Origin of the sequence: Caldanaerovirga acetigignens, from assembly GCF_900142995.1 — a bacterium.
GTDB classification, from domain to species: Bacteria; Bacillota; Thermosediminibacteria; order Thermosediminibacterales; family Thermosediminibacteraceae; genus Fervidicola; species Fervidicola acetigignens.
The window spans coordinates 1-23,061 of record NZ_FRCR01000008.1 but is presented as its reverse complement, the minus strand read 5'-3'; the positions used below and the strand labels follow the sequence as shown (position 1 = coordinate 23,061).

Annotated in this window: 21 protein-coding genes and 1 tRNA gene; 19 read left to right on the top strand and 3 right to left on the bottom strand. The window is 43.4% G+C overall.

The genetic code is table 11. The features are described from left to right. Positions 1-51: 51 nt before the first annotated feature. From leuS to BUB66_RS07175, 6 genes are all read left to right on the top strand, one after another. The gene (leuS, locus tag BUB66_RS07200) at positions 52-2,505 is read left to right on the top strand and encodes a leucine--tRNA ligase (RefSeq protein ID WP_073256851.1); all 2,454 of its coding nucleotides are present in this window, start codon (positions 52-54) and stop codon (positions 2,503-2,505) included. A gap of 86 nt (positions 2,506-2,591) precedes the next feature. Further along, positions 2,592-3,209 carry a helix-hairpin-helix domain-containing protein gene (locus BUB66_RS07195; protein WP_073256848.1) on the top strand — a complete coding sequence of 206 codons (618 nt, stop codon included), beginning with the start codon at positions 2,592-2,594 and terminating at the stop codon, positions 3,207-3,209. 19 nt (positions 3,210-3,228) lie between these two features. Beyond that, positions 3,229-4,635: an L-seryl-tRNA(Sec) selenium transferase gene (selA, locus tag BUB66_RS07190; protein ID WP_073256845.1), complete on the top strand. Its 1,407-nt coding sequence runs from the start codon at positions 3,229-3,231 to the stop codon at positions 4,633-4,635. Beyond that, positions 4,632-6,584, top strand: coding sequence for a selenocysteine-specific translation elongation factor (gene selB / locus BUB66_RS07185; protein WP_073256842.1), 1,953 nt, complete (start codon positions 4,632-4,634; stop codon positions 6,582-6,584). Before selA ends, selB begins: the two co-directional genes overlap by 4 nt. 37 nt (positions 6,585-6,621) lie before the next feature. Further along, a tRNA-Sec gene (locus tag BUB66_RS07180) sits at positions 6,622-6,716 on the top strand. Positions 6,717-6,799: 83 nt separating this feature from the next. After that, the gene (locus tag BUB66_RS07175) at positions 6,800-7,450 is read left to right on the top strand and encodes a DUF4350 domain-containing protein (protein ID WP_073256839.1); all 651 of its coding nucleotides are present in this window, start codon (positions 6,800-6,802) and stop codon (positions 7,448-7,450) included. Here the strand turns inward: BUB66_RS07175 and BUB66_RS07170 are convergent. Then, the gene (locus BUB66_RS07170; RefSeq protein ID WP_073256836.1) at positions 7,447-7,863 is read right to left on the bottom strand and encodes a bifunctional nuclease family protein; all 417 of its coding nucleotides are present in this window, start codon (positions 7,861-7,863) and stop codon (positions 7,447-7,449) included. The genes BUB66_RS07175 and BUB66_RS07170 overlap by 4 nt on opposite strands. A gap of 252 nt (positions 7,864-8,115) precedes the next feature. Here BUB66_RS07170 and lat point away from each other — a divergent pair, with 252 nt between their 5' ends. The 3 genes from lat to BUB66_RS12640 all read left to right on the top strand — a co-directional run bounded on the left by lat (position 8,116) and on the right by BUB66_RS12640 (position 11,999). Next, positions 8,116-9,453: an L-lysine 6-transaminase gene (gene lat, locus BUB66_RS07165; protein ID WP_073256833.1), complete on the top strand. Its 1,338-nt coding sequence runs from the start codon at positions 8,116-8,118 to the stop codon at positions 9,451-9,453. 125 nt (positions 9,454-9,578) lie between these two features. Beyond that, positions 9,579-10,934 (top strand): MATE family efflux transporter, encoded by a 1,356-nt coding sequence (locus tag BUB66_RS07160; RefSeq protein ID WP_073256830.1) that lies wholly within the window; start codon positions 9,579-9,581, stop codon positions 10,932-10,934. A gap of 105 nt (positions 10,935-11,039) precedes the next feature. Beyond that, positions 11,040-11,999: a resuscitation-promoting factor gene (locus tag BUB66_RS12640; RefSeq protein WP_280144546.1), complete on the top strand. Its 960-nt coding sequence runs from the start codon at positions 11,040-11,042 to the stop codon at positions 11,997-11,999. Positions 12,000-12,057: 58 nt separating this feature from the next. Here the strand turns inward: BUB66_RS12640 and BUB66_RS07150 are convergent, their stop codons facing one another. Continuing rightward, on the bottom strand, positions 12,058-13,299 hold the full coding sequence (locus BUB66_RS07150) for a D-alanyl-D-alanine carboxypeptidase family protein (RefSeq protein WP_073256827.1): 1,242 nt from the start codon (positions 13,297-13,299) through the stop codon (positions 12,058-12,060). Positions 13,300-13,430: 131 nt separating this feature from the next. Here BUB66_RS07150 and BUB66_RS07145 point away from each other — a divergent pair, with 131 nt between their 5' ends. Then, positions 13,431-13,847: a hypothetical protein gene (locus BUB66_RS07145; protein ID WP_073256824.1), complete on the top strand. Its 417-nt coding sequence runs from the start codon at positions 13,431-13,433 to the stop codon at positions 13,845-13,847. Continuing rightward, positions 13,844-14,788: a YetF domain-containing protein gene (locus BUB66_RS07140; protein WP_073256821.1), complete on the top strand. Its 945-nt coding sequence runs from the start codon at positions 13,844-13,846 to the stop codon at positions 14,786-14,788. Before BUB66_RS07145 ends, BUB66_RS07140 begins: the two co-directional genes overlap by 4 nt. 4 nt (positions 14,789-14,792) lie before the next feature. Here BUB66_RS07140 and BUB66_RS07135 read toward each other — a convergent pair whose 3' ends face one another. Beyond that, complete coding sequence (locus BUB66_RS07135; RefSeq protein WP_073256818.1) at positions 14,793-15,458, bottom strand: DUF1638 domain-containing protein; 666 nt, start codon at positions 15,456-15,458, stop codon at positions 14,793-14,795. A 156-nt stretch (positions 15,459-15,614) separates the two neighbouring features. Here BUB66_RS07135 and BUB66_RS07130 point away from each other — a divergent pair, with 156 nt between their 5' ends. From BUB66_RS07130 to BUB66_RS07095, 8 genes are all read left to right on the top strand, one after another. Beyond that, positions 15,615-16,976 (top strand): uroporphyrinogen decarboxylase/cobalamine-independent methonine synthase family protein, encoded by a 1,362-nt coding sequence (locus tag BUB66_RS07130; protein WP_073256815.1) that lies wholly within the window; start codon positions 15,615-15,617, stop codon positions 16,974-16,976. Between the two features lie 50 nt (positions 16,977-17,026). Beyond that, positions 17,027-17,680: a cobalamin B12-binding domain-containing protein gene (locus tag BUB66_RS07125; protein ID WP_073256812.1), complete on the top strand. Its 654-nt coding sequence runs from the start codon at positions 17,027-17,029 to the stop codon at positions 17,678-17,680. Positions 17,681-17,696: 16 nt separating this feature from the next. Then, entirely contained in the window at positions 17,697-18,443 is a 747-nt protein-coding gene (locus BUB66_RS07120) for a GntR family transcriptional regulator (protein WP_073256809.1), read from the top strand. Positions 18,444-18,586: 143 nt separating this feature from the next. Beyond that, entirely contained in the window at positions 18,587-19,402 is an 816-nt protein-coding gene (locus BUB66_RS07115; RefSeq protein ID WP_073256805.1) for a methyltetrahydrofolate cobalamin methyltransferase, read from the top strand. A gap of 17 nt (positions 19,403-19,419) precedes the next feature. Then, complete coding sequence (locus tag BUB66_RS07110) at positions 19,420-20,313, top strand: amidohydrolase family protein (RefSeq protein ID WP_073256802.1); 894 nt, start codon at positions 19,420-19,422, stop codon at positions 20,311-20,313. Positions 20,314-20,329: 16 nt separating this feature from the next. Beyond that, positions 20,330-20,863 carry a folate family ECF transporter S component gene (locus tag BUB66_RS07105; protein ID WP_143156246.1) on the top strand — a complete coding sequence of 178 codons (534 nt, stop codon included), beginning with the start codon at positions 20,330-20,332 and terminating at the stop codon, positions 20,861-20,863. 60 nt (positions 20,864-20,923) lie between these two features. Next, complete coding sequence (locus BUB66_RS07100) at positions 20,924-22,603, top strand: formate--tetrahydrofolate ligase (RefSeq protein WP_073256799.1); 1,680 nt, start codon at positions 20,924-20,926, stop codon at positions 22,601-22,603. 84 nt (positions 22,604-22,687) lie between these two features. Next, a partial coding sequence (locus BUB66_RS07095; RefSeq protein ID WP_280144537.1) for a tetrahydrofolate dehydrogenase/cyclohydrolase catalytic domain-containing protein occupies positions 22,688-23,061 on the top strand: 374 nt, incomplete at its 3' end.

The following is a 23,061-nucleotide window of genomic DNA, read 5'->3' as shown; positions in this document are numbered from 1 at the left end:
CGAGAGGCCTTTAATTTTAAAAATTGCTCGAACTTGAGAGGAGGTTGCTTTGTGAGCAGCTACGATTTTAAAAAAATTGAGGCGAAATGGCAAAAACGATGGGAAGAGCAAAAGCTATATAAAACTGTGGAGGATCCAAATAAACCAAAATACTATTGCCTTGAAATGTTTCCGTACCCTTCTGGGAAGCTACATATGGGCCATGTGAGAAATTATTCCATAGGAGATGTTGTAGCCCGGTTCAAACGGATGAAAGGATATAATGTGCTTCACCCGATGGGGTGGGATGCTTTCGGCCTGCCTGCCGAGAACGCTGCCATAAAACACGGCATCCATCCAGCCAAATGGACGTGGGATAACATAGCCAACATGAGAAAACAGCTCAAACAGCTTGGAATAAGCTACGATTGGGACAGGGAAATTGCAACGTGCCACCCTGGCTATTATAAATGGACCCAATGGTTTTTCTTAAAACTTTACGAAAGGGGACTGGCTTACCGCAAAAAATCGTACGTCAACTGGTGCCCTTCGTGCTCTACGGTGCTCGCCAATGAACAGGTGGTGAACGGGCGCTGCGAACGCTGCGGAGCCGAAGTCGGGAAAAAGAATCTGGAGCAGTGGTTTTTCAAAATAACCGAGTACGCCGACGAACTTCTGGAAGACCTAAAAAGGCTCCCCGGCTGGCCCGAAAAGGTAAAGATAATGCAGGAGAACTGGATAGGGAGAAGCGAGGGCGTGGAAGTTTATTTTACCGCTGAAAAAACCGGAAGGAGGATACCGGTTTTTACGACAAGGCCCGACACGATTTTCGGTGTAAGTTATCTCGTCATGGCGCCGGAACACCCGATGGTGGACGAACTGGTGGATGGAACGCCTTACGAAAAAGAGGTAAGGGAATTTCAAAAGAAGATGGAAAAATTAAGCGAGATAGTCAGGACCTCTACAGAAATTGAAAAAGAGGGCATTTTTATCGGGGCTTATGCGATAAACCCCATTAACGGCGAAAAGGTGCCTATATGGATTGCCAATTACGTTCTTTTGGACTACGGAACGGGAGCTGTAATGGGGGTGCCAGCCCATGACCAGAGGGATTTTGAGTTTGCGAAAAAATACGGTCTTCCGATAAAAGTCGTGATAAATCCGCCGGGAAATGAGCTTTCGGCCGGGGACATGACGGAAGCCTATACTGAAGAGGGGATACTCGTAAATTCGGGTGCGTTCAGCGGTATGAACAGCAACGAAGCGATAAAGGCAATAGCAGAGTTCATGGAAGAAAAAGGATTAGGGAAAAAGACCGTAAATTACAAACTGAGGGACTGGTTGATATCAAGGCAACGCTACTGGGGGGCTCCGATCCCCATAATTTACTGCGAAAAATGCGGCATCGTGCCGGTGCCTGAAGAAGAGCTTCCCGTCTTGCTTCCCGACGATGTGGAGTTCAACCCGAAAGGTACTTCTCCGCTGTTGGAATGCGAGGAATTTTTGAACACCACCTGTCCCAAATGTAAAGGTCCGGCGAGGCGCGAGACAGATACAATGGATACTTTTATGTGCTCTTCCTGGTATTATTACAGGTTTACCGACCCAAGGAATGAAGAAAAACCCTTCGACAGGGAAAAGCTCGAGTACTGGATGCCGGTGGACCAGTATATAGGCGGGGTGGAGCACGCGATATTGCACTTGATGTATTCTAGGTTCTTCAACAAAGTCATGAGGGATGCGGGTCTTGTACATGTAGATGAGCCTTTTACCAATCTGCTGACCCAGGGCATGGTTTTAAAAGACGGCGCTAAGATGTCCAAATCCCTGGGCAACATCGTGAGCCCGGAGGACATCATAGAAAAATATGGGGCTGATACGGCGAGGCTTTTTATACTTTTTGCATCGCCACCGGAAAAGGACCTGGAGTGGAGCGACCAAGGCGTGGAAGGTTGCTACCGTTTCCTCCAAAGGGTTTGGAGGTTGGTGGAAGAGCTCTTGCCGAAGGTCGACGCTCCATCCGGCAACGAACAGGTGGACAGAGAAGTGAAGAGGCTTGTTCACAGGACGATAAAGAAAGTCACCGAGGACATCGAGGAAAGGTTCAACTTCAATACAGCCATAAGCGCCATTATGGAGATGGTAAACGGACTTAACTCGTGCAAGGAAAAGGCGGTTTCCGGCAAGGTAATCGAGGAAGCAGTGGAAAGCCTTCTTTTGCTCCTTGCACCCTTCGCACCCCATATAACAGAAGAACTCTGGGAGCGCATGGGGAATAAAACGAGCATCCACCTTATGTCCTGGCCTGAGGCCGATGAATTGGCGATGGTAGAGGAAGAAGTGGAAATGGTCATTCAGGTCAACGGAAAGGTCCGGGCAAAAATGCTGGTGCCTGCCGAAATCGCGGAGGAGGAGATGAAGGAGGCTGCCTTAAAGCACGAAAAAATTTCGTCCATTATCGAAGGCAAAACGGTGGAGAAAATTATAACCGTGCCCCATAAACTGGTGAATATAGTGGTAAAATAAGACGGCCCTTTCGGGCCGTTTATTTTTCGCGGAATTTAATGTAAAATAAAGTTAAAAGTTCATCAAAGAAACCGGCAGGTGAGACAATGCTCCAATTTACGAAAAGGGAAAAAATACTCCTTTTTGCGTTGACAAGCGTAAGTTTAATGGCTGTAATTTTTGCTTATAGGGCTTTTTTTGTTAAAGTTCCCGATGTGGCCTTTAAGTTGGAAGGTGGTAAGGCAATTCCAGTTTTTGAAAGCGAAAATAATTCCGGTGAGGTTCCCGAGGAAGACAAAATTGTAGTGCATATTGCAGGGGCAGTAAAAAATCCAGGAGTTTATGAGCTTAAAGAAGGAAGCAGGGTAATTGACGCTGTTAAAGCTGCAGGAGGGTACATTTCCGAAGCTGACGTTACTGGAATAAATTTGGCAAAAAAGCTGCAGGATGAGGATAAAATCTACATTCCGCAAGTAGGAGAATTCCCTGCCTCCGGTGACGCCGTAAACGGAGGAATTTCGCCGTCGGACGGCAAAATAAATATCAACTCGGCGGGGCTTGATGAACTGGATAAACTTCCGGGTATAGGTCCTGCCCTGGCTCAAAGGATTATCGATTACAGAAACCAGCACGGGCCATTCAAATCCGTTGAAGAACTGAAAAACGTCTCGGGGATAGGGGAAAAACGGTTTGAGGAAATAAAGAATTTGGTTAAGGTAAATTAGCTTTAAGGAGGTTCTTTGGTTGGATAAAAGAGAGGTCTTGAAGAAATTACCGAAAGTAAGCGAGCTTATGGAAGAAGATTCCATAAAAGTGCTCGAGCAGCATTACGGAAGACAGTTGGTTTTGAGCGCCGTAAGGCAAGGAATAGAGGAAGTCAGGCGTTTAATCGAAAAAGCCCTTGAAAATGGGCTTGAAATCCAGGCAGATGAAGAGGACCTCAAAAGAGAAGCTCTGGAAAGGACAGTGAAGCTCGCCTCCAGGTACGGTTCTTACAGCCTGAGAAAGGTTATAAACGCCACCGGTGTAGTGCTGCACACCAACCTGGGCAGGGCGCCGCTGCCGGAGGAAGCCTTGAAGAATATTGTCGATGTAGCTCGCGGATATTCGAACCTTGAGTATGATCTGGAAGAGGGGAAAAGGGGGGAGAGATATGACCATGTCCGGGGGGTTTTGTGTGACATAACCGGCGCAGAAGATGCAATTGTAGTAAACAATAACGCGGGTGCGGTGCTTCTTTCGCTTTCTGCCCTCGCTTCCGGGAAGGAAGTTGTAATATCGAGGGGGCAGTTGGTGGAAATAGGTGGCAGCTTCAGGGTACCCGATGTCATGGCCCAAAGCGGTGCCACTTTAGTAGAAGTAGGAACGACCAATAAAACGCGAATTGCCGATTACGAGAGGGCTATTAATGACAACACTGCATTGCTCTTGAAAGTCCACACCAGCAATTTTAAATTCGTAGGTTTTTGGTCCGAAGTGAAAATAGAGGATTTGAAATCTTTGGGGCTGAAATACGGCATACCAGTCATGGAGGATTTGGGTAGCGGAGTTTTAGTAGACCTTGCAAAATTCGGATTGCCTCATGAGCCCACTGTTCAGAACTCGATAAAGGCGGGAGCTGACATAGTTACTTTCAGCGGCGACAAACTTCTAGGTGGTCCTCAGGCGGGTATTATCTTAGGGAAAAAGGAATACATAGAAGAAATAAAGCGTCATCCCCTGACGCGAGCTCTTAGGATAGACAAGCTCACTTTGAGTGCCCTTGAAGCAGTTTTAAAAATTTACAGAAATGAAGACTATGATAAGATACCTGTTTTTAAAATGCTTTTAAAGTCCCCTGAAGAGATGGAAAAGAACGCCAAAAAACTTGCAGAATACCTTAAAAAAGTTGTTCGCGATAAGGGGACCATAGAAATTTTTGACGACACTTCAGCGGTTGGGGGAGGTTCCCTCCCTGGCGTTGAACTTCCGACTAAAGTCGTTGCCGTAACATTTCGAACATTGAGCCCTGATGACCTGGCGAAAAGGCTGAGGTCGGGCAGGATTCCGGTAATTGGCAGGATAAAAAAGGACAAATTCCTTTTGGATGTGAGGACCCTGTCTGAGGAAGACTTGAGAGTTATACCAGAGATGTTGGGGGGTGTGTTATGAGCGGAGTGATAGTAGGGACGGCAGGCCACATAGATCACGGGAAAACCACGCTGATAAAGGCAATGACGGGTATTGATACAGACAGGTTGAAGGAAGAAAAAGAAAGAGGCATTACAATTGACCTTGGCTTTGCCCATCTTTTGCTGCCGAGTGGTCGGAAGGTAGGAATAGTAGATGTACCTGGTCACGAGAAATTTGTGAAGAATATGCTGGCGGGAGCAGGCGGAATAGATTTGGTTCTGCTTGTAGTTGCGGCCGACGAAGGCGTGATGCCACAGACTAGGGAGCACCTCAATATTCTTCAGCTTCTCAACATAAAAAAAGGCATAGTTGTGGTGACCAAAAAAGACCTGGTGGACGAAGAGTGGCTAGAATTGATAAAAGAAGATATTAAAAAGGAACTGAAAGGAACATTTTTAGAAAATTCACCCATGGTCTTTGTATCAGCAGTAAAGGGGGAAGGAATTAAAGAACTTATCGAATTAATCGACAATATGACTGCCGAAAGTTGCGAAAAAGACATAGATTCACCATTTCGCCTCCCAATAGACAGGGCTTTTTCAATACCGGGGATAGGTACCGTGGTAACCGGAAGCCCTATATGCGGCCGCATTAGGGTGGGGGAAACGGTAGAAATCTTCCCAAAAGGGCTGATTTCAAAAGTAAGGTCTATAGAAGTCCACGGGGAGAGCAAGGATTCGGCTTATGCCGGTCAGAGGACGGCTGTGAATTTAAGCGACGTGAAGCCGGAAGACATATCAAGAGGCGATGTAATTTCGAAAGTAAATGCTATGATGTCAGTAAACAGGGCAGCCGTCTGGTTTAAGCTCCTTAAAGACTCGCCGAAGGCCTTGAAAAACAGAGAAAGGGTCAGATTTCATGCGGGGACTGGTGAGGTTATGGCTAGGATAAATCTCGTAGAGGGTGATGAGCTCCTCCCCGGGATGGAAACCTTTGCAATCGTTGATTTTGAAGAACCTGTTGCGGTCGTTTATGGAGATTACTATGTGGTCAGGAGTTATTCTCCCGTCTACACCATAGGAGGCGGAAGGGTCCTCTTCGTCAACCCTCCAAGATTAAAGAGAGCATTGAAGGATAAGGCCTTGGAGACTTTGAAAAAGGCAAAAGAAGGAGGCCTTGAAGATTTTATCCTGGGGTTTGTATCGGTCTTCGGAAGTCCCCACATTCCGGTCAAAGATTTGATGCCGTATACGGGGAAAAGCTTTGAAAGGTTGATGGAAGCTGCTAAAAGTCTTTCCAAAAAAGGGAAAGTGTTGGTATTGTGTGTGGGTGCTGAAGATGAAGTTTTTGATATAAAATTTTGCGAGGAAAAGAGGGAACAAGCCAAGCAAATCCTGGAAAACTACCATCAAAAATTTCCGTTGAGCGAAGGTATGGCAAAAGAAGAGCTTAGGAGCCGCCTTAACCTTGTCGGAAAAGTTTTTGAAGCCCTGCTGGATATGTGGGCGAAAAAAGGAATAGTGGAAAGCAGGGGCAAGACGGTTCGACTGAAGGGATTTGCTGTTAGGATGGATGAAAAACAAAAAAAGGTAGCCGATATGCTGCTTCGCGAGTTTAAGGAAAAGGGATGGACTCCTCCGAGTGTCGAAGAACTTCAGGCGTTATTCGGCGTCGAGGAAGGCGCTGTAAAGGAAGTGCTGAATTGGCTTGTATTTAAAGGAGATATAGTTAAGATCGGCGAGGGGCTTTATTTGGGGAGGGAATGGGTTGAAAGAGCTTTAGAACTCCTGAGGGAATTTTTTAGAGAAAATAGCGAACTTACGGTTGCACAGTTCAGGGACATGCTGGGTACTACAAGGAAGTATGCCTTGCCGCTTTTAGAATACATGGATGGGATAAAAGCCACCAGGCGCTTGAAGGACATTCGGGTAGCAGGCGTTAAATTGTACGAACAAAGCAACAAAGGAGAACCGTCCGATGGAAGTTGAAAAAAGTCCGATTTTCTGCTATTATAATTCTGTGTGCGGGGGCAGATAGGTCCTGGTGGGCCTCCTGGTCTTCAAAACCAGTGTCGGGGGCAAAACCTCCGGGGTGGGTTCGATTCCCACATGCTCCCGCCAAATTCGGAATTTTGGCTTTCAGATGACTCTGAAAGCCTTTTTTTAATAGCAATCATTTGGGGAATTTGGGGGAGGGAGTAGATTTGCATAAAGTAGCTTGGAGCAGCTCCCATGGCGAATTCCTCATTAGCGATTCTTACTATTTTTCAATTCTGGAGAGGGAAGCCCAAAAAAAAGGCATCGAAATAGTGGAAGTAGCGGATTTCGAGGAATTGTTTTCTTATCCAGTGGTGGTATTCAACTACAGCGAGCGCCCTTTTGACGAACGAGAGATTGAAATAATAGAGAGGGCTGTAAAGCAGGGGAAACGCGTTATATTTACCGGCCATTTCAATAACAAGGACAACGTGGCGAGGATAGCGAATGAAGTCAGCGCAAGATTCGACCTCAGGTTAAAAGAAGATGAAGTTGTGGACGATGAAAATTTTGCTTCGGACGACTGCAGAATGGTCATAACTTCGCGAGTCGAAGCTTTCGGAGATGGTGTAAAAAGGGTAGTTTTCCCTTACAGCGCACCTGTAGAAATTTTAAATTCGGAGGCGAAAGTTATTCTCAGGGGAGAGGACTCCTCCCGAGACGGCTCTGGGGAAAGGGCTCCGATACTTGCTGCTCAACGTCCATATCCTTCGGGAGGAAGTTTAGTGCTTTGTGGGAGCTGCCTTTTTTGGGACAACTATTCTATTTTGCGGGAGGACAACTTGAGCTTTTCGTTGAACCTGCTCACTTTTCGTTAATCTTCGCTAGGTTCTATATCAGCAAGATCGTACGTAAATTCAACAAGCCTTGGCTTCATGAAAATCGGAGCACCGAATCGGAGGGCTAAGGCTATGGCGTCGCTGGGTCTCGAATCGATTACTAAAGTTTTCCCATCGAGTGTAATGTGGATTTCTGCATAGTAAATGTTATCCCTTATATCGGTTATAATTATCTTGTCAAGATTTCCTCCCATACTTTCGATTACTGATTTTAAAAGGTCATGGGTTAAGGGTCGAGGAGGCTTTACTCCCTGAAGGGGCAGGGCTATGTTGTGCGCCTCTAAGGGTCCGATAGCAATGGGCAGCACTTTCTTTTCCTCTTGATCCACAAGTAGTATCAGATATTCTCCAGCCGGGCTTGCGACAACCGATTTAACCCTCATTTCAAGCATTTTTACCACCTCTTATATTGTTCAAGATTAATTATAACATTATTTATTAAAAAATAGTAAATCTGGGATGCAAGAAATTTTGCAAAAAGTGCAATACTATTTGGCATTTCTTTAAAAAAAGCTGCTTTCGAGGGCATTTTTGTATTGGTATGAAAATTGCTAAATGTAAGTAGTTGAAAATTTTTTATAAAGCGTTTAATATATTGTTTAATATGCGATTTATAAAATTATGCATGATGAGAGGTGGTAAAAATGCTTAAGCCTGAAGAGGTCATTCCGACCTTAGGAAAGTACATGCTGGTTGACGGTTTTCCTGTTGTTGTAGATATGGAAAAGTCCCATGGTTGTCGTATAGTCGATGCAAGAGACGGCAGCGAATATCTGGACTTTTACACTTTTTTTGCGTCATTGCCCTTGGGGTTTAATCATCCAAAACTGGCAAATGAAGAATTCAAGGAGAGAGTATTCAGAGCGGCTGTAAACAAGGTCGCGAATTCGGACATTTATACAATTGAAATGGCTCAGTTTGTAAAGACCTTTATGGAATTTGCTGCACCGTCTGGCTTCGACCATCTATTTCTAATAGATACCGGGACCCTCGCCGTGGAAAATGCGTTGAAAGTAGCAATGGACTGGAAGGTAAGAAAAAATATAGAAAAGGGATACAAGGAGAGCGAACAAAAAGGCACGAAGGTAATTCATTTCAAAGAAGCTTTCCACGGGCGAAGCGGTTACACTTTGTCCCTTACAAATACAGCAGACCCGAGAAAATATAAGTATTTTACCAAATTCAACGACTGGCCCCGCATACTTAATCCCAAGATCGTATGGCCGCTCGAAAAACACCTGGAAGAAGTCAAAAAGGCCGAACAAGAAGCGCTAAAGCAGATAAAGGAAGCTATTGCGAAAAGTCCCGACGACATCTGTGCCATTATAATAGAGCCCATTCAGGGAGAAGGCGGGGACAACCATTTTAGACCGGAATTTTTGAAAAGCTTAAGAGAGATTTGTGACGAACACGAGATTATGCTGGTTTTTGATGAAGTGCAGTGCGGCATGGGGATAACGGGGAAAATGTGGGCTTTTCAGAACTTCGGAGTAGAACCGGATATATTTGCTTTTGGAAAAAAAGCTCAGGTTTGCGGCATCTTGTCCAATCGCCGGGTGGATGAGGTCGAGGAAAATTGTTTTGTGGAAAGCAGCCGGATAAACTCCACGTGGGGCGGAAATATAGTCGATATGGTGAGAGCTACAAGGATTATTGAGGTGATGATTGAAGATAAAGTGCTCGAACATGTAAACAGAGTATCGCCGGTGCTCCACAAATACCTCCATGCGCTTGAAGATGAGTTCCCGACCCTCGTGAGAAATGTGAGATATAGAGGGTTAATGGCGGCTTTTGACCTACCCGATGCGGAATTGAGGAACAAATTCCACAGGCTTTGCTTTGAAGAAAAAATGCTGGTTTTAACTACCGGGGTAAAAGGAATACGGTTGAGGCCTATCCTAACTGTTAGTGAGGAAGACTTAGAAGATGGGTACAACCGCCTGAGGAACGCATTAAGAAAACTTAACTTGCAAAAAGATTAGTGTCCATATATAATGTCCATATAAAGCCTGCTGAGAAAGCGGGCTTTTTGCTTTATTGGCAAACTATTGATCGACAGGGTATAATATAAATCGGTCGTTAAAAATCGCATCAGCGGAGGATTCCAATGAAAGAAGTACGACAAGCCGTAAAAACATTTTCCCTACGAAAAAAGATAATGAGGTTGTCACTTCCCGCAATTTTTGAGATGATATCAGGCACTATCGTTTGGGTGGCTGATACGGCGATGATTGGGCGTTTGAGCGCCGAAGCGCTAAATGCTGTCGGTTTAGGAGGACAACTTGCATTTAACGTAACTTACATTTTCGGTACTTTAGGCGATGGGGTTTTGGCGATGGTATCGAGGTACATAGGTGGGGGAGATAAAAAGAGGGCCAATTATGTTTCCGAGCAGGCTTTGATTATGTCCGCATGTCTTGGTATAATTCTCACTATAATTTATTTTTTTGGTGCTGAATGGATTTTTGGGCTGTTAACTGATGACCCTGAAGTTATAGTAATTGGAACGAAATATATGAAGATCCTTGCTTTTGCTGTAACCTTCATGGTGCCCACTTATGTGGTCAATTGTGCATTGAGAGGGGCGGGAAACGCAGTTGTTCCTATGCTATCGGCTGCGATAGGAAATTTTCTTAACATAGTAGGGGATTACGCTTTTATTTTCGGAAACTTCGGATTTCCGAGGATGGAAGTTGAAGGGGCGGCTCTTGCTACGACGATTTCACAAATCGTCGCGGCAGTGATTACTCTGGGCTATGCCGGTTCGGGACGGGCTTATGTTACAATAAACTTCAATAAACTCGCTTTTTTAGATTTAAAATTAATGCGGGGGCTCTTTTCACTAAGTCTTCCTTCTTTCCTAGAAGAACTCTCCTTTGGTGCGAGCAGGATGCTTTCCTCTATCTGGATAAACAGGCTGGGCACGATGGCTTTTGCTGCCCATCAGGTCGCGGTAACGGGGGAATCCCTTTCCTTTATGCCAGGGTATGGTTTTTCTGTGGCTGCTTCGGCGATAGTTGGGCAAAGCTTGGGGGCAAAAGAAGAAAAAGTAGCCGAAAAAGCTGCATGGGAAGCTGCCAGGCTCTCGGCCATCCTAATGGGGATGACGGCTGTTTTGTTTTTCCTGGTACCGGAAAAGATAACAGGTGTTTTTACGAACATACCGGAGGTGAGGGTCCTTGCGGCAAGGTGCCTGAAGATCGGCGCGTTGGAGCAGGTTAGCATCGCGTATTCTATGACGCTAGCAGGGGCGCTCAGGGGAGCTGGAGATACTAGGGGACCTTTTCAGGTTACTCTGATAAGTTTGTGGCTCGTGAGGATACCATTGATTTTTCTTGTCATATTTGTGTTTAAGGCAAGCCTAGAATTCGTATGGGTGACTACAGTTTTACAGTTTTTTATAGAGGCCGTTTTGATGGGCAGAAGGTTTAAAAAAGGTGAATGGAAAAAAATAACAATATAGGATGGGTATATATTGGAGTACTTGACATATAATATATAAAAAATTAATATATAGTAGAGGCATTTTTTGATCCCGATGAGGAAATGTAAAAGAGGAGGAATTTTTTTGCAGACAAAAACTCGGCTATGGGTCATTACCCTGGTCGCCGCAGCGGGAATTGCATTAGCCCTGTGGGGACACCATAGCAGGGAGAAAAATGTGACTATTTTAGACGCTGGAAAAAAAATCGAAGTTAAGACGTATAAATCGACTGTAGAGGATTTACTGAAAGAAAAGAATATTTCGGTTTCGGAAAATGACGTGATAATACCCGATGTATCTTCTAAACTCACGGATGGCTGCATAGTTCAAATAAAGCGGGCTTTTGATGTGAAAATTACCGCGGATGGGGAGGAACTTGAAGTAAAAACACAGCCAGATACAGTGGAAAACATTGTGAAAAAAGCAGGAATAAAGCTCGGTGAAAAAGACAAGATTGAACCGGCAAAGGATGCTTATGTAGAAGGTCCCGCAGTTGTAAAGGTCATCAGAGTGGAGGAAAAAGTCATAGAGGAATTGAGAAAGATACCCTATAATAAGGTGTTGCGGGTGGATTATGACCTTCCCATAGGGCAAACAAAACTGGTGCAAAAAGGTCAGGATGGCCAGGAGAAGGTTGTGACGAAAATTAGGTTGGAAGATGGGAAGGTGGTAGAGAAAAGTACAGAAAAAATCGTGATAAAACCAGCCGTGCCGGAAATCGTTTTAAAGGGAGGGCTAATGGTCGCGTCCCGTGGAGGCGAGAAATTCGAATATACTCAAAAACTCAGGATGTTGGCTACGGCTTATACTTATACGGGGAATCGGACAGCAACCGGCACGATACCTAGGGTAGGAGTGGTTGCGGTAGACCCTGATATAATACCATTAGGGACGAGGCTATATGTAGAAGGTTACGGGTTTGCGAGAGCCGAAGATACGGGTTCTGCAATACAGGGAAACAGGATAGATATTTTCGTTGAAACCGAAGCTTTAGCGCGCCGGTTCGGACGCCGGTGGGTAGACGTATATATTTTAAAGAACTAAAAAAATGGACTTGTCCAGTTTTTTGGGCAAGTCCATTTTTTTACATTAGCTCTTTCTTTTATTTTTTCTTCTTTTGGATGTGTCTATAAGAATTAATGTAATAGTGGTTTCGACGGCGCCTGTACCTTCTTATTCCTACCGATATTCGAAAAGGCACATAAATTATTCCGATAAGAAGGGATGGCCAGAACCACCAATGAGTGAAAATTTTGCGGGGAACATCGGAAGCTGCCACGAGGGGTATGCTCCCGATTTTCACCCCATCTCGGTAAAATTCAAGGACTCCCAATGTCTGGCCTTTGGCAACGGGTGCTTTGATATCATCGGGTATAATTTTTTTGATTTCGATTGGGGCACTTCCTCTTTCGACTACTGCTGAAAAGTCTTCTGAAGCAGCTAAATCCACGGGTGTTCCGAACTTGACCGGTATTTTTTCAACCACTTCACCTTTCTTAATCAATTCTCTTTTTTCAAAGTTATTGAATCCGTACTCGAGCAAAGCTTTTGCGTCCGCGTATATATTACGGCCTTGAGATTTTAAAACTACCGCCAAAAGCTGCCATCCGTTTCTCGTCGCCGAGACAACTATGGTCTGTCCTGCCGAACGGGTATAACCGGTTTTGACCCCGTCGGCACCTTCAAAATTCCATAAAAGCTTGTTGTGGTTTACCAGAGTTCTGTCCCATTCTTTGCCCTGCCATGGGATGTAAAAAGTTTTTGTTGCTACTATTTTCCTAAATTCAGGATGGTTTAGCAGCGCATAACGGGTAATTAAAGCCAGGTCGTAAGCTGTTGTGTAATGGTTTTTGTCAGGCAGGCCGCTAGGATTTACGAAATTTGTGTTTTCAGCCCCGAGGCTTTTCGCCTTTTCGTTCATCAATTTAGCAAAATTCGATACACTTCCTGCTATGTGCTGTGCTATGGCTACTGCGGCGTCATTTCCCGAATTGAGCATCATGCCGTAGAGCAACTGTTCGAGAGTAAGCCTTTCCCCTTCTTCCAGGTATATGCGGCTTCCATCAACTAAGGTGGGTTCCTTCTCAATAGTGACGATGTCCGATAGATTCCCTCTTTCAAGGGCGAGCACTGCAGTCATAATTTTAGTAGTGCTGGCTGGCTCCAGTTTCTGATGAGCGTTTTTTTCGTAAAGAACCTGGCCGGTCCTTACATCCATTAAAACTCCTGCGACCCCTACTATGGAAGGAGGTGAAGGTAATGATGCAGCCTGGGGCTTTTCTGTCGTTATGAGCACAAACAAAATGAAAATTGCAAATAATTTATGACATACTGACCTTGTCATTTGACACCTCTCAGTGGGTACTATTTGACTTTTTTAGTATAACAAAAAACTGAAGAAAAGCAAAGTCGGAATAAAAAAATGCGTAAAATCCCAAAATATATTAAGTAAAAAATAAAACAGGGGGGCATAAAGTGGCAAGAACCAAGGTAAAGACGGCCGGGTTTATGGTAAATTTTCAAGACCAACTGGACAATATGATGAGCGGTTTAAAAGCCATTGAGGAAGACTTTGACGAAGCTTTACAGAAACTTCTTATAAAATCTTCAGGGCAAATACAATTGAGTAAAAAATTGGAAGAAATATCGTTGATCGTGGAATTTATGAAAACTCAAAATTCGAGCGAGAATGAGGAGGAAATAAAAAATCTTGTAAAGGCTATAAAAAGGAAGTTTTATGAATGCATCGAGCTATTGATGTGTCAAATCCACAAAAGCATGATGAGAGCCGTGGAGTCCCTGAGCGAAGCCCAAGAGGGCATCGTGATGGCGGACAAAATACATAAATTGATGAAAAGTTTGGTGAGGCTAGAAAGGGTGATCGAAGAGTGAGCGGGCAATTTAAGGAATTTGCTATGCTTTCTTTGCGCTCGGCCATTCTTTTTACTGTCAGCCTGGTTCTCGTTCGAATTATGGGAAAGAGAACAATCGCTCAGCTTTCACCCTTCGACCTTATCCTGATTATCATAATGGGGTCTGCTATTGCCATACCTCTGGAGGATTTGAAAATAGCCTTGAGGTTTGGCATAGTGCCGGTGGTAGTAATGTCAGTTTTAAATTACATTTTAGCAATAATAATAACTAAAAATAGAAAATTAGAAAACATTTTGCAGGGGACTTCGACAGTTCTCATAAAAGACGGAGAAGTAATTCCAAAAAACCTAAAAAAAGAGCGAATTACCGTAGCGGACCTTTTAATTCTCCTGAGGGAAAAAAATATAACGGATATAAATGATGTCCAGGAAGCTACGATCGAGCCCAACGGAAAGCTCAGTATATTGAAAAAAAAAGAAAGGGAAGCTGTTACGCCTAAAGACTTGGGATTGACCGCTTCACAGGGTATCTTTCCCATATTGGTTGTGCACCAGGGGCGGGTGGTGAAGGATAATCTAGAAATTCTGGGAGTAGGAGTCGAAGCATTGCTTTCCGAATTGAGGAAAAAGGGAATAAATCGCTTCTCAGAAGTCAAAGCCGCCTGGTTGGACGAGGAAGGACGGCTTGAGACAGATGTTGTGGCAGAAGACAACTTTAAAAAGAGAACAGGAAGGCACGATGGCTTTTTCAGCAAATTGGGAGTAAGCGCCGATAGTATAGAAAAAGAATTCGGCGTCGATCCTTACTTATTTCTCGATGCCGTATCCTTGGGATTAAAGGATGAGGAGATATCCAGTTTGCTGGGTTACGAAGTTAAAAAGGTCAGAGAACTCAGGGCAAAGCTCGGAAATGTCGGGAGCGAAATCGGGCTATATTACAAAAAAGACCTTCCACAATGACAATCTAATAATTCACGGCTTTTTTTTCATTTCCTCTTACAATGTGAGAAAGGTCAACCTTTCCTCCTTTTTTTATTATGACGAAATCGTTTTCATCGTAAGGCCCGATAAGAATCTTCTTAAGAAAATGCAAATCTCCTTCTTGGCTATCTACCTTCAGACCGACCTTTTCAGCAAACTCCTGAATTTCCTTTAAATACTTTTCGGTGTCGTAAGTGCCAGTTTCAAGGAGCATTAATTTTGTGTAGTTTTTAAGCATTAGGCGGAACAATTTCTTTGCCCTTTCCTCGCCGTAACGTTCCAAGGCTATTTTATATTCTTGTATAATACTTGCCGGACTTTCGATCCAGCGCCTTGTCAGGTAATACGCATCATTTAGCCGTTCCGATTTTAGCAACATGGAAATGCAATCGTTTACCCTCGGGAAAATTAAATTAGCAGTGGTAGCCTTCAAGCCGATGAGGGCGTTGCCGCAGTATCCGTAAACCAGTATTATGTTGTCGGTGCCTTCCAAGTTGTCGATAATTTCTTGGAGCTTAGACTTTAGGCGTTCAGGTTCGGAGTGATATTCTGAGTCCACCCAAATTACATGGTCTAGGGAATTTATTTCGTCCATTACATGCTGCAATTCGTCTTGAATCATTCGACATGCTATGATCGTGTTTTTCATATCTATCCCCGCTTTCGTGTTTTTCTTTACAATATTATGAAATAAAAGATATTGAAAATCAAGTTTGATTTTTAGGAATATGATGTTTTCTAAAAGGTAAAAAACCTGTATAATAAAAGTGAATTTTTAAAATATACCTAGGCGGGTGGGCATCTGATGGAAAACGCAAAGGTGCTGCAGCAGGAACGGATATGCATATATAGAGATTTATATGACGACAAGGTTCCGAAGAGAGTACCAGTAAACATAAATCTCCCTTTTGAGGTAATAGCTCAGTTTGGAGGCCTTGACCTTAGACAGGCTCACTGGAATCCGGCTATGCTTGAAGAAGCAGTTGATAAGGTATGCGAGTTGGTTTACTCCGATGTGTGCGTCTTTATGGGCTCTTTCCGGTATCCCTCATTTTATCATATCTTAAAGTCGCAATCCTTTAAGATGGCATCAAATGGTTATATTCAGCATCCAGAAGTATCCGGAATGGACCCTGAAGACTACGATTATCTGATAAAAAACCCCTTTGACTGTATTATAGAAAGGATTATCCCCAGGCTATATAAAGCCTTTAACCCCGGTGAACCGATAGTGTTTGCTTTGAATTTCGCAAAAAGCCTTTTGGCTTATAAAGAGGATTTTTCAATATCGGCTGAGATAAGAAAGAAGATGATCGACAAATACGGCTATTATCCGGAGGGTTTGTTTTCGGAAAATTGCGGTTTTACCGAAACCCCTTTTGATTTTTTGGCAGATCAGCTTAGAGGTTTCAAGGGGATAAGCAGGGATATAAGAAAGATGCCGGGCAAAGTCGTGGCGGCTTGTGAAGCCCTATACCCTCTGGTATTTAAAAAAGGGATACCTAAAAAAATAACAAAATATTCTCAAGTATTTCTTCCGCTCCACATGCCGCCCTTTTTGAGAGAAGAAGACTTTGCAAAGCTGTATTGGCCTACTTTTAAGAGAATGCTGGATGAATATGCCTCAATGGGGATTCGATGTACGATTTTTTGCGAACATGACTGGATGAGATATCTGGATTATCTTTATGAGCTCCCCACGGATACCACTTTATGGTTCGAATACGGCAATCCCAAACTTATAAAGGATAAGCTGGGAAAAAAACACATAATAACGGGTCTTTATCCCATAATGAATTTAAAGACGAAAACAAAAAAAGAGTGCGTGGATGAGGCAAAAAAGTACGTCGATGTACTGGCGCCTGGAGGAAAATATATATTTAATTTTGACAAGAATCCACTTCTTCTCAGCGACATAAAAATTGAAAACCTGTGCGCCGTCGCTGAGACTGTTAGGGATTATGCCGTTTATAGCAATCCGGGAGAGATATCAGGAATGGTTTTTAAAAAAGAAGATTATAAGGCGATACCTTTGAGCAATTTTGAAAGCAAGTATTACACCGGCAGTACAGGGTACGAAAATACTAGGCTTTCCGATTTTGCACGTGAAAAACTCGATAGGTTAGATAAAGAGATGTTTGATTATCTGATGTTCCTTCTTTTATAAAAATTGATGAAAGCAAAATTAAAGTATATAATTGTGCAAGGAGGGATTTTATGAAGAATATCATAACTTTAAATGATTTGATAATAAAGGCTGTTGAGGAATTGGATGAGGAAAGGGTTATTAAGTTATCAAAAAAGGCACTAAAATCCGGAATGGAGCCGCTCTTTTTGCTGGACCTGATAAAAGAGGGAGTAAAAAGGGTTGGAAAATTGTATGAAGAACAAAAATATTTTATCGCGGATCTTATAATGGCTGGACTCATTTTTAAAGAAGTTCTAGAATTGGAAGAAATAAAGGAACGGTTTCAAAGAAAGAGCGATGAAATAGAGGGGAAAATAGTCGTAGGGACGGTAAAAGGCGATTTACATGACATAGGAAAGGACATTTTTAAGGGTTTGATGGAAGTGAATGGCTTCGAAGTTATAGATTTAGGAGTAGATGTGCCCGAGGATGCCTTCGTGAAAAGTGTAATTAAATATAAACCCGATATTATAGGGCTTAGTGGGGTACTGACAACTACGGTAGAGTCAATGAAAGATGTGGTTGAAGCCCTTATGCAAGCTGGAGTTAGAAACAGCGTTAAAATTATTTTAGGAGGAAACCACATCACCAGGGAGGCATGCGAATATATTGGTGCAGACAGTTTTACCAATGATGCATCAGAAGGAGTAAAGATATGTAAACAGCTTTTAAAATCAAAATGAAGCGGGGAGATGTGCCATGCGACTTCCGATATATTTGAAAATTGCTCAGGATATAAAAGAAAAAATAAATAGCGGAGAATTAAAACCCGGGGATCCCATTTACTCTGAAAATACCTTATGCAAGGCGTACAAAGCCAGCCGCATGACTGTAAGGAGAGGTTTGGCTTTGCTCGCCAGCGAAGGTTACATCTACTCGATTCCCGGGAAGGGCAGCTTTGTGAGGGAGCCAGACAACAACTCCTATACTCTTTACTACAACGAGATGAAAAATTTTGTAAACAGCGTGGATAAAACAAAACTACTAGAAGTGAGCATTACGCTGCCCAATCAAAGATTGATAAACAGCCTGCAGGTTACGAAGAATAAAAAGATAATCCTCATAAGAAGGCTGTTCTTCACCGAAGGGGAACCAGTGGCTTACGACATAAAATACCTTCCGTACTGCAAAGGAATGCCTATAGTTGAGAAAGAAATTCAATATGCAACTTTCCCAGAAATGGTCGCGAAAAAGATGTCGCTCTTTGCAATAAAAAGGGAATTGATAATCTACACTCAGATGCCTGATGAGGAAATCAAAAAATATCTTAACATATATAACGACCTTCCGCTCATGGTTGTGGAACAAAAACTTTACGATAGAGAGGAAAGGCCAATAGGGCTAGGTATAACGTATTACAGAGGGGATTATTGCAAGCTTTATGCCGAGTCGTATTTTTCCGATAGCTTATTGAACGAAAAATATAAAAATGGCGTTGAAACTTGAGGTTTCTTTTTTTATTTCCGCAACATTTGAAAAATGGACACATTGACAAAAATTTTTAAATATGCTAATCTAATAGTATAGAAGTAAAACATACATGTATATACAGGTTTGCTAAAAAACAAAATTTAAGAGGGGGAAGTTGAATGATCATAATTGGTGAAAAAATCAACGGGACGATTCCTCGTGTTCAGAAAGCCATAGAAGAAAAAGACGAGGCATTTATTCGTGAGCTAGCCATAAAGCAAGCTGAAGCAGGCGCGGACTATATTGATGTGTGTGCAGGAACTTCTCCTGAACGGGAAGAAGAGACTTTAATATGGCTGATGGAGATTGTGCAGGACGCTGTCGAAAAGCCGCTTTGCATAGACAGCCCCAACCCCAATACTATTGAAAAAGTTTTTAAGTATGCAAGGAAGCCGGGGATAATTAATTCGGTTTCCGAGGAGAAGAATAAATGCGAAATTATTTACCCGCTTATTCAAGGGACTGAATGGCAGGTGATAGGACTTACATGCGATAACGACGGAATACCGAGCGACGTTGAAAAGAGGATAAGCATAGCTAGGATTTTAGTGGAAAAAGCGGATAAATACGGGATAAGTCCGGACAGAATACACATAGATCCTCTGGTAATTGCTTTAGCTACCGACAATCAGGCTGTGCACAAATTTGTGGAGGCCTTAGAAGGGATAAAGAAAATCTTCCCAACAGTAAAAATTACTTCTGGATTGAGCAACGTTTCTTTTGGACTGCCTTATAGAAAAGCTATAAATCAGGTATTCTTGACGGTGGCTGTGTTTGCTGGGATGGATTCAGCCATCATGGACCCCACCAACAGAGACATTATGACAACTCTCTTTGCTGCAGAGGCTATTGCAGGACGGGATAAGTTCTGCAGGAAATATGTAAATGCATACAGGAAGGGGCTCCTTGGCCCCACAAAGGAGGCATCGAAATAAAAAAGTGGGATAACTTGATGTTTGTGGATTGCCATGTGCACATTGCGCTAGACGGCAGAGATTCAAAAAAATGGCGCCAACTTATAGCGGAAAAGAATTATGAACCGGTTAAAACGGCATTAGAATTATACAAAGACAAAGGTATTATGGCAATAAGAGACGGCGGAGATAATTACGGAATATCGCTAGTGGCACGTGAAATTGCAAAATCCTTGGGAATTACTTTTAGGTCCCCAGGATGGGCAATTTATAAAAAAGGGATGTACGGTACTTTTTTAGGAAAACCTGTTGTGGGGATAAAAGACTTCAAAGATTTGTTTACAGAACTTCTGAAAGTTAAGGTAGACCATTTGAAAATTATATTGACGGGCCTTGTAGAGTTTGAATGTTACGGGAAAGTAGGTGGAATCGGCTTTTCCGGGGAAGAGCTTAATTACATGGTGCAGTCGGCCAAGGAGAAGGGGCTTCCTGTTATGGTTCACGCGAATTCGTCTATTGGAGTAAAAATGGCAGTAGAAGCTGGCGCCGATACGATTGAACATGGATATTTTTTATCAGATGAAGAACTTTATATGATGGCCGATAAAGGTGTGGTTTGGGTGCCAACTCTGGCGCCTTTAGGTAACATCCTTGAAAAAGAGGAACTCCGCAGGCGTTATAGTGATAAAATTAAAAATATCAAAAAAATTTTTGATGAACATTTGAATGCGATAAAAAAGGCATTGAGTTTGGGGGTGAAAGTGGCCATCGGAAGTGATTCTGGTTCTTTGGGAGTTTACCACGCACAGGGCTTTTTCGATGAAGTAAGGTACTTTAAAAGGTGCGGTATTTGCGAAGAAGATGTATATATGATGGCGCATAAAAATGGAATTAAAGTTGTGGGATTAGATAGTGGCAAAAGCGAGTTTTAGGAGGGAATTGACCATAATGAAAATAAGCACGAAAAAAATAGCATATATGGCAATGCTGGTAGTGCTCAATATAATACTCACCAGAATTGCTAGCATAAGGATAGCCATTGGCACTATCGAGGCGATCAGAATAGGGTTCGGAGGATTTCCGGTGATCCTGGCAGGCATTGCTATGGGACCCATGGCTGGTGGAACAGTTGGAGCAATAGGAGACCTTATCGGATACTGGATAAACCCGATGGGGCCGTATATGCCGCATTTTACACTGACAGCAGCGTTGACCGGTGTAATTCCCGGTGCTATGATTAGACTTTTTAAAACAGAGCAACTTGGTTTTTGGCATCTTTTGGTTGCAATTGCTGCAGGACAAATAATCACTTCGGTGTTGCTGGTGCCTTATTTCCTATACAGGCTCTTCGGCATACCGCTCGTCTACAAAATAGTTTCTTCTTGTATTACTCAAGTTTTTAATATCCCAATTTATACAATTCTCGCCAAATTGATTTTAAAAAGGCTCAGCTTTAGTCTTGCTCAACAGAAGGTTATCTAAATTAATTTATTTAAATTAATTCAAAAAAATGGCAAAATCTTAAGAAAGGACGGGATGTGAATGGCTTTCAAAAGCGACATAGAAATAGCCCAGGAGGCAAAATTAGAGCACATAAGGGACATAGCTGCGAAACTAGGTCTTACTGAAGATGACATCGAGTACTATGGCAAGTACAAGGCGAAAGTAGACTATAACGTTTTAAAGAGATTGCAGGACAGGAAAGACGCCAAACTGATATTGACTACTGCCATAAACCCAACTCCTGCTGGCGAAGGAAAGACTACGACGACGGTAGGTTTAGGTGATGCATTGAGCAGGCTTGGCAAGAAGACGGCAATAGCCCTGAGGGAACCGTCACTAGGACCGGTTTTTGGCGTAAAGGGCGGAGCTGCAGGAGGTGGATATGCTCAAGTAGTGCCGATGGAAGATATAAATCTGCATTTCACTGGTGACCTTCATGCAATTGGGGCAGCAAACAACTTGCTTGCTGCTATGCTGGACAACCATATATATCAAGGCAATGAGCTGGGTATAGACCCGCGGCGCGTAGTTTGGAGGCGCTGCATTGACATGAATGATAGACAATTGAGGTTTGTAGTGGACGGACTTGGGGGGAAAGCCAACGGAGTTCCCAGGGAAGACGGCTTTGACATAACGGTAGCATCGGAAGTAATGGCAGCGTTTTGCCTTGCTACTGACCTAAAGGACCTGAAAGAAAGGCTATCGAGGATAATTGTTGCATATACCTACAGTGGCAAACCCGTAACTGCTGGGGATCTAAAAGCCCATGGAGCGATGGCAGCATTGTTAAAGGATGCACTGAAACCCAATTTGGTGCAGACGTTGGAAGGTACTCCTGCCTTCGTCCACGGAGGTCCATTTGCCAACATAGCCCACGGATGCAACAGCGTCCTTGCTACTAAAATGGCTATGAAACTTGCGGACTACGTAGTAACCGAAGCAGGATTTGGCGCGGACTTGGGAGCAGAGAAATTCCTGGACATAAAGTGCCGGGTAGCGGGCATAAGACCAGATGCAGTTGTTATTGTGGCCAGTATAAGGGCATTGAAGCATCACGGCGGAGTGCCGAAAGATAGGCTAAGCGAAGAGAACCTAGATGCTCTAAAGAAAGGGCTACCCAACTTGCTGAAACACGTAGAAAACATAACTGTCAAATTTGGTTTGCCGGCTGTAGTAGCAATAAACAGGTTCCCGAGCGATACGCAGGCTGAGCTGGAGCTAGTAAGGACGGAATGCGAAAAATTGGGTGTAAAGTCGGTAATATCCGAAGTTTGGGCAAAGGGTGGAGAAGGTGGAATTGACTTGGCTAAAGAAGTGCTCAGGCTAATAGAAGAAGGTAAGAACAACTACAAACCGCTTTATCCATTGGACATGGGCATAGCCGAGAAGATAGAGATGATAGCGAAAGAAATTTACGGCGCAGATGGTGTTGACTTCACTCCAGCAGGCAAGAAGGATATAGAGACGATAGAGAGTTTGGGATTTAGAGAAGTGCCAGTATGCATGGCTAAGACACAGTATTCGCTGAGCGACAACCCAGCACTTTTAGGTAGGCCGAGTGGGTTTAGAATAACAGTCAGAAACGTGAAGATATCTGCGGGGGCCGGATTTGCTGTAGCACTCACTGGCGAGATAATGACGATGCCGGGACTTCCCAAGCGGCCTGCTGCTGAGAACATAGATGTGGATGAAAATGGAAGAATCAGCGGTCTCTTCTAGAGAAAATTTTTAGTAAAGAGAAAAGTGCGGGGGTAATGATGAGGGTCCCGTGCTTTTCTCACTTTTAAAATCGGAGGTGGAAAAATGGCAGATATCTTAAGCGGAAAAGAAGTGGCGGATGCATTAAAACAAAAACTAATAAGTGAGGTAGAGGTATTAAAGGCAGGCGGTGTTACCCCCGGCCTTGCCATAGTGATAGTAGGGGAAAGGCCCGACTCTGTGTCGTATGTAAAAGGAGCCCAAAAAAGATGTGCGGAGATCGGCATAGAAACCAGCGTAGTACAGATGCCCGAAAACACCCCGGAAGAAGAATTCGTAAAAAAGCTCCACCAACTGAACGAAGATGAAAAAGTCCACGGCATACTCGTCATGCGGCCGCTACCCGCTCACATTTCGGAAGACAGGGTAAAATACGAAATATCGCCCCGAAAAGACGTGGACTCATTCAACCCGGTAAA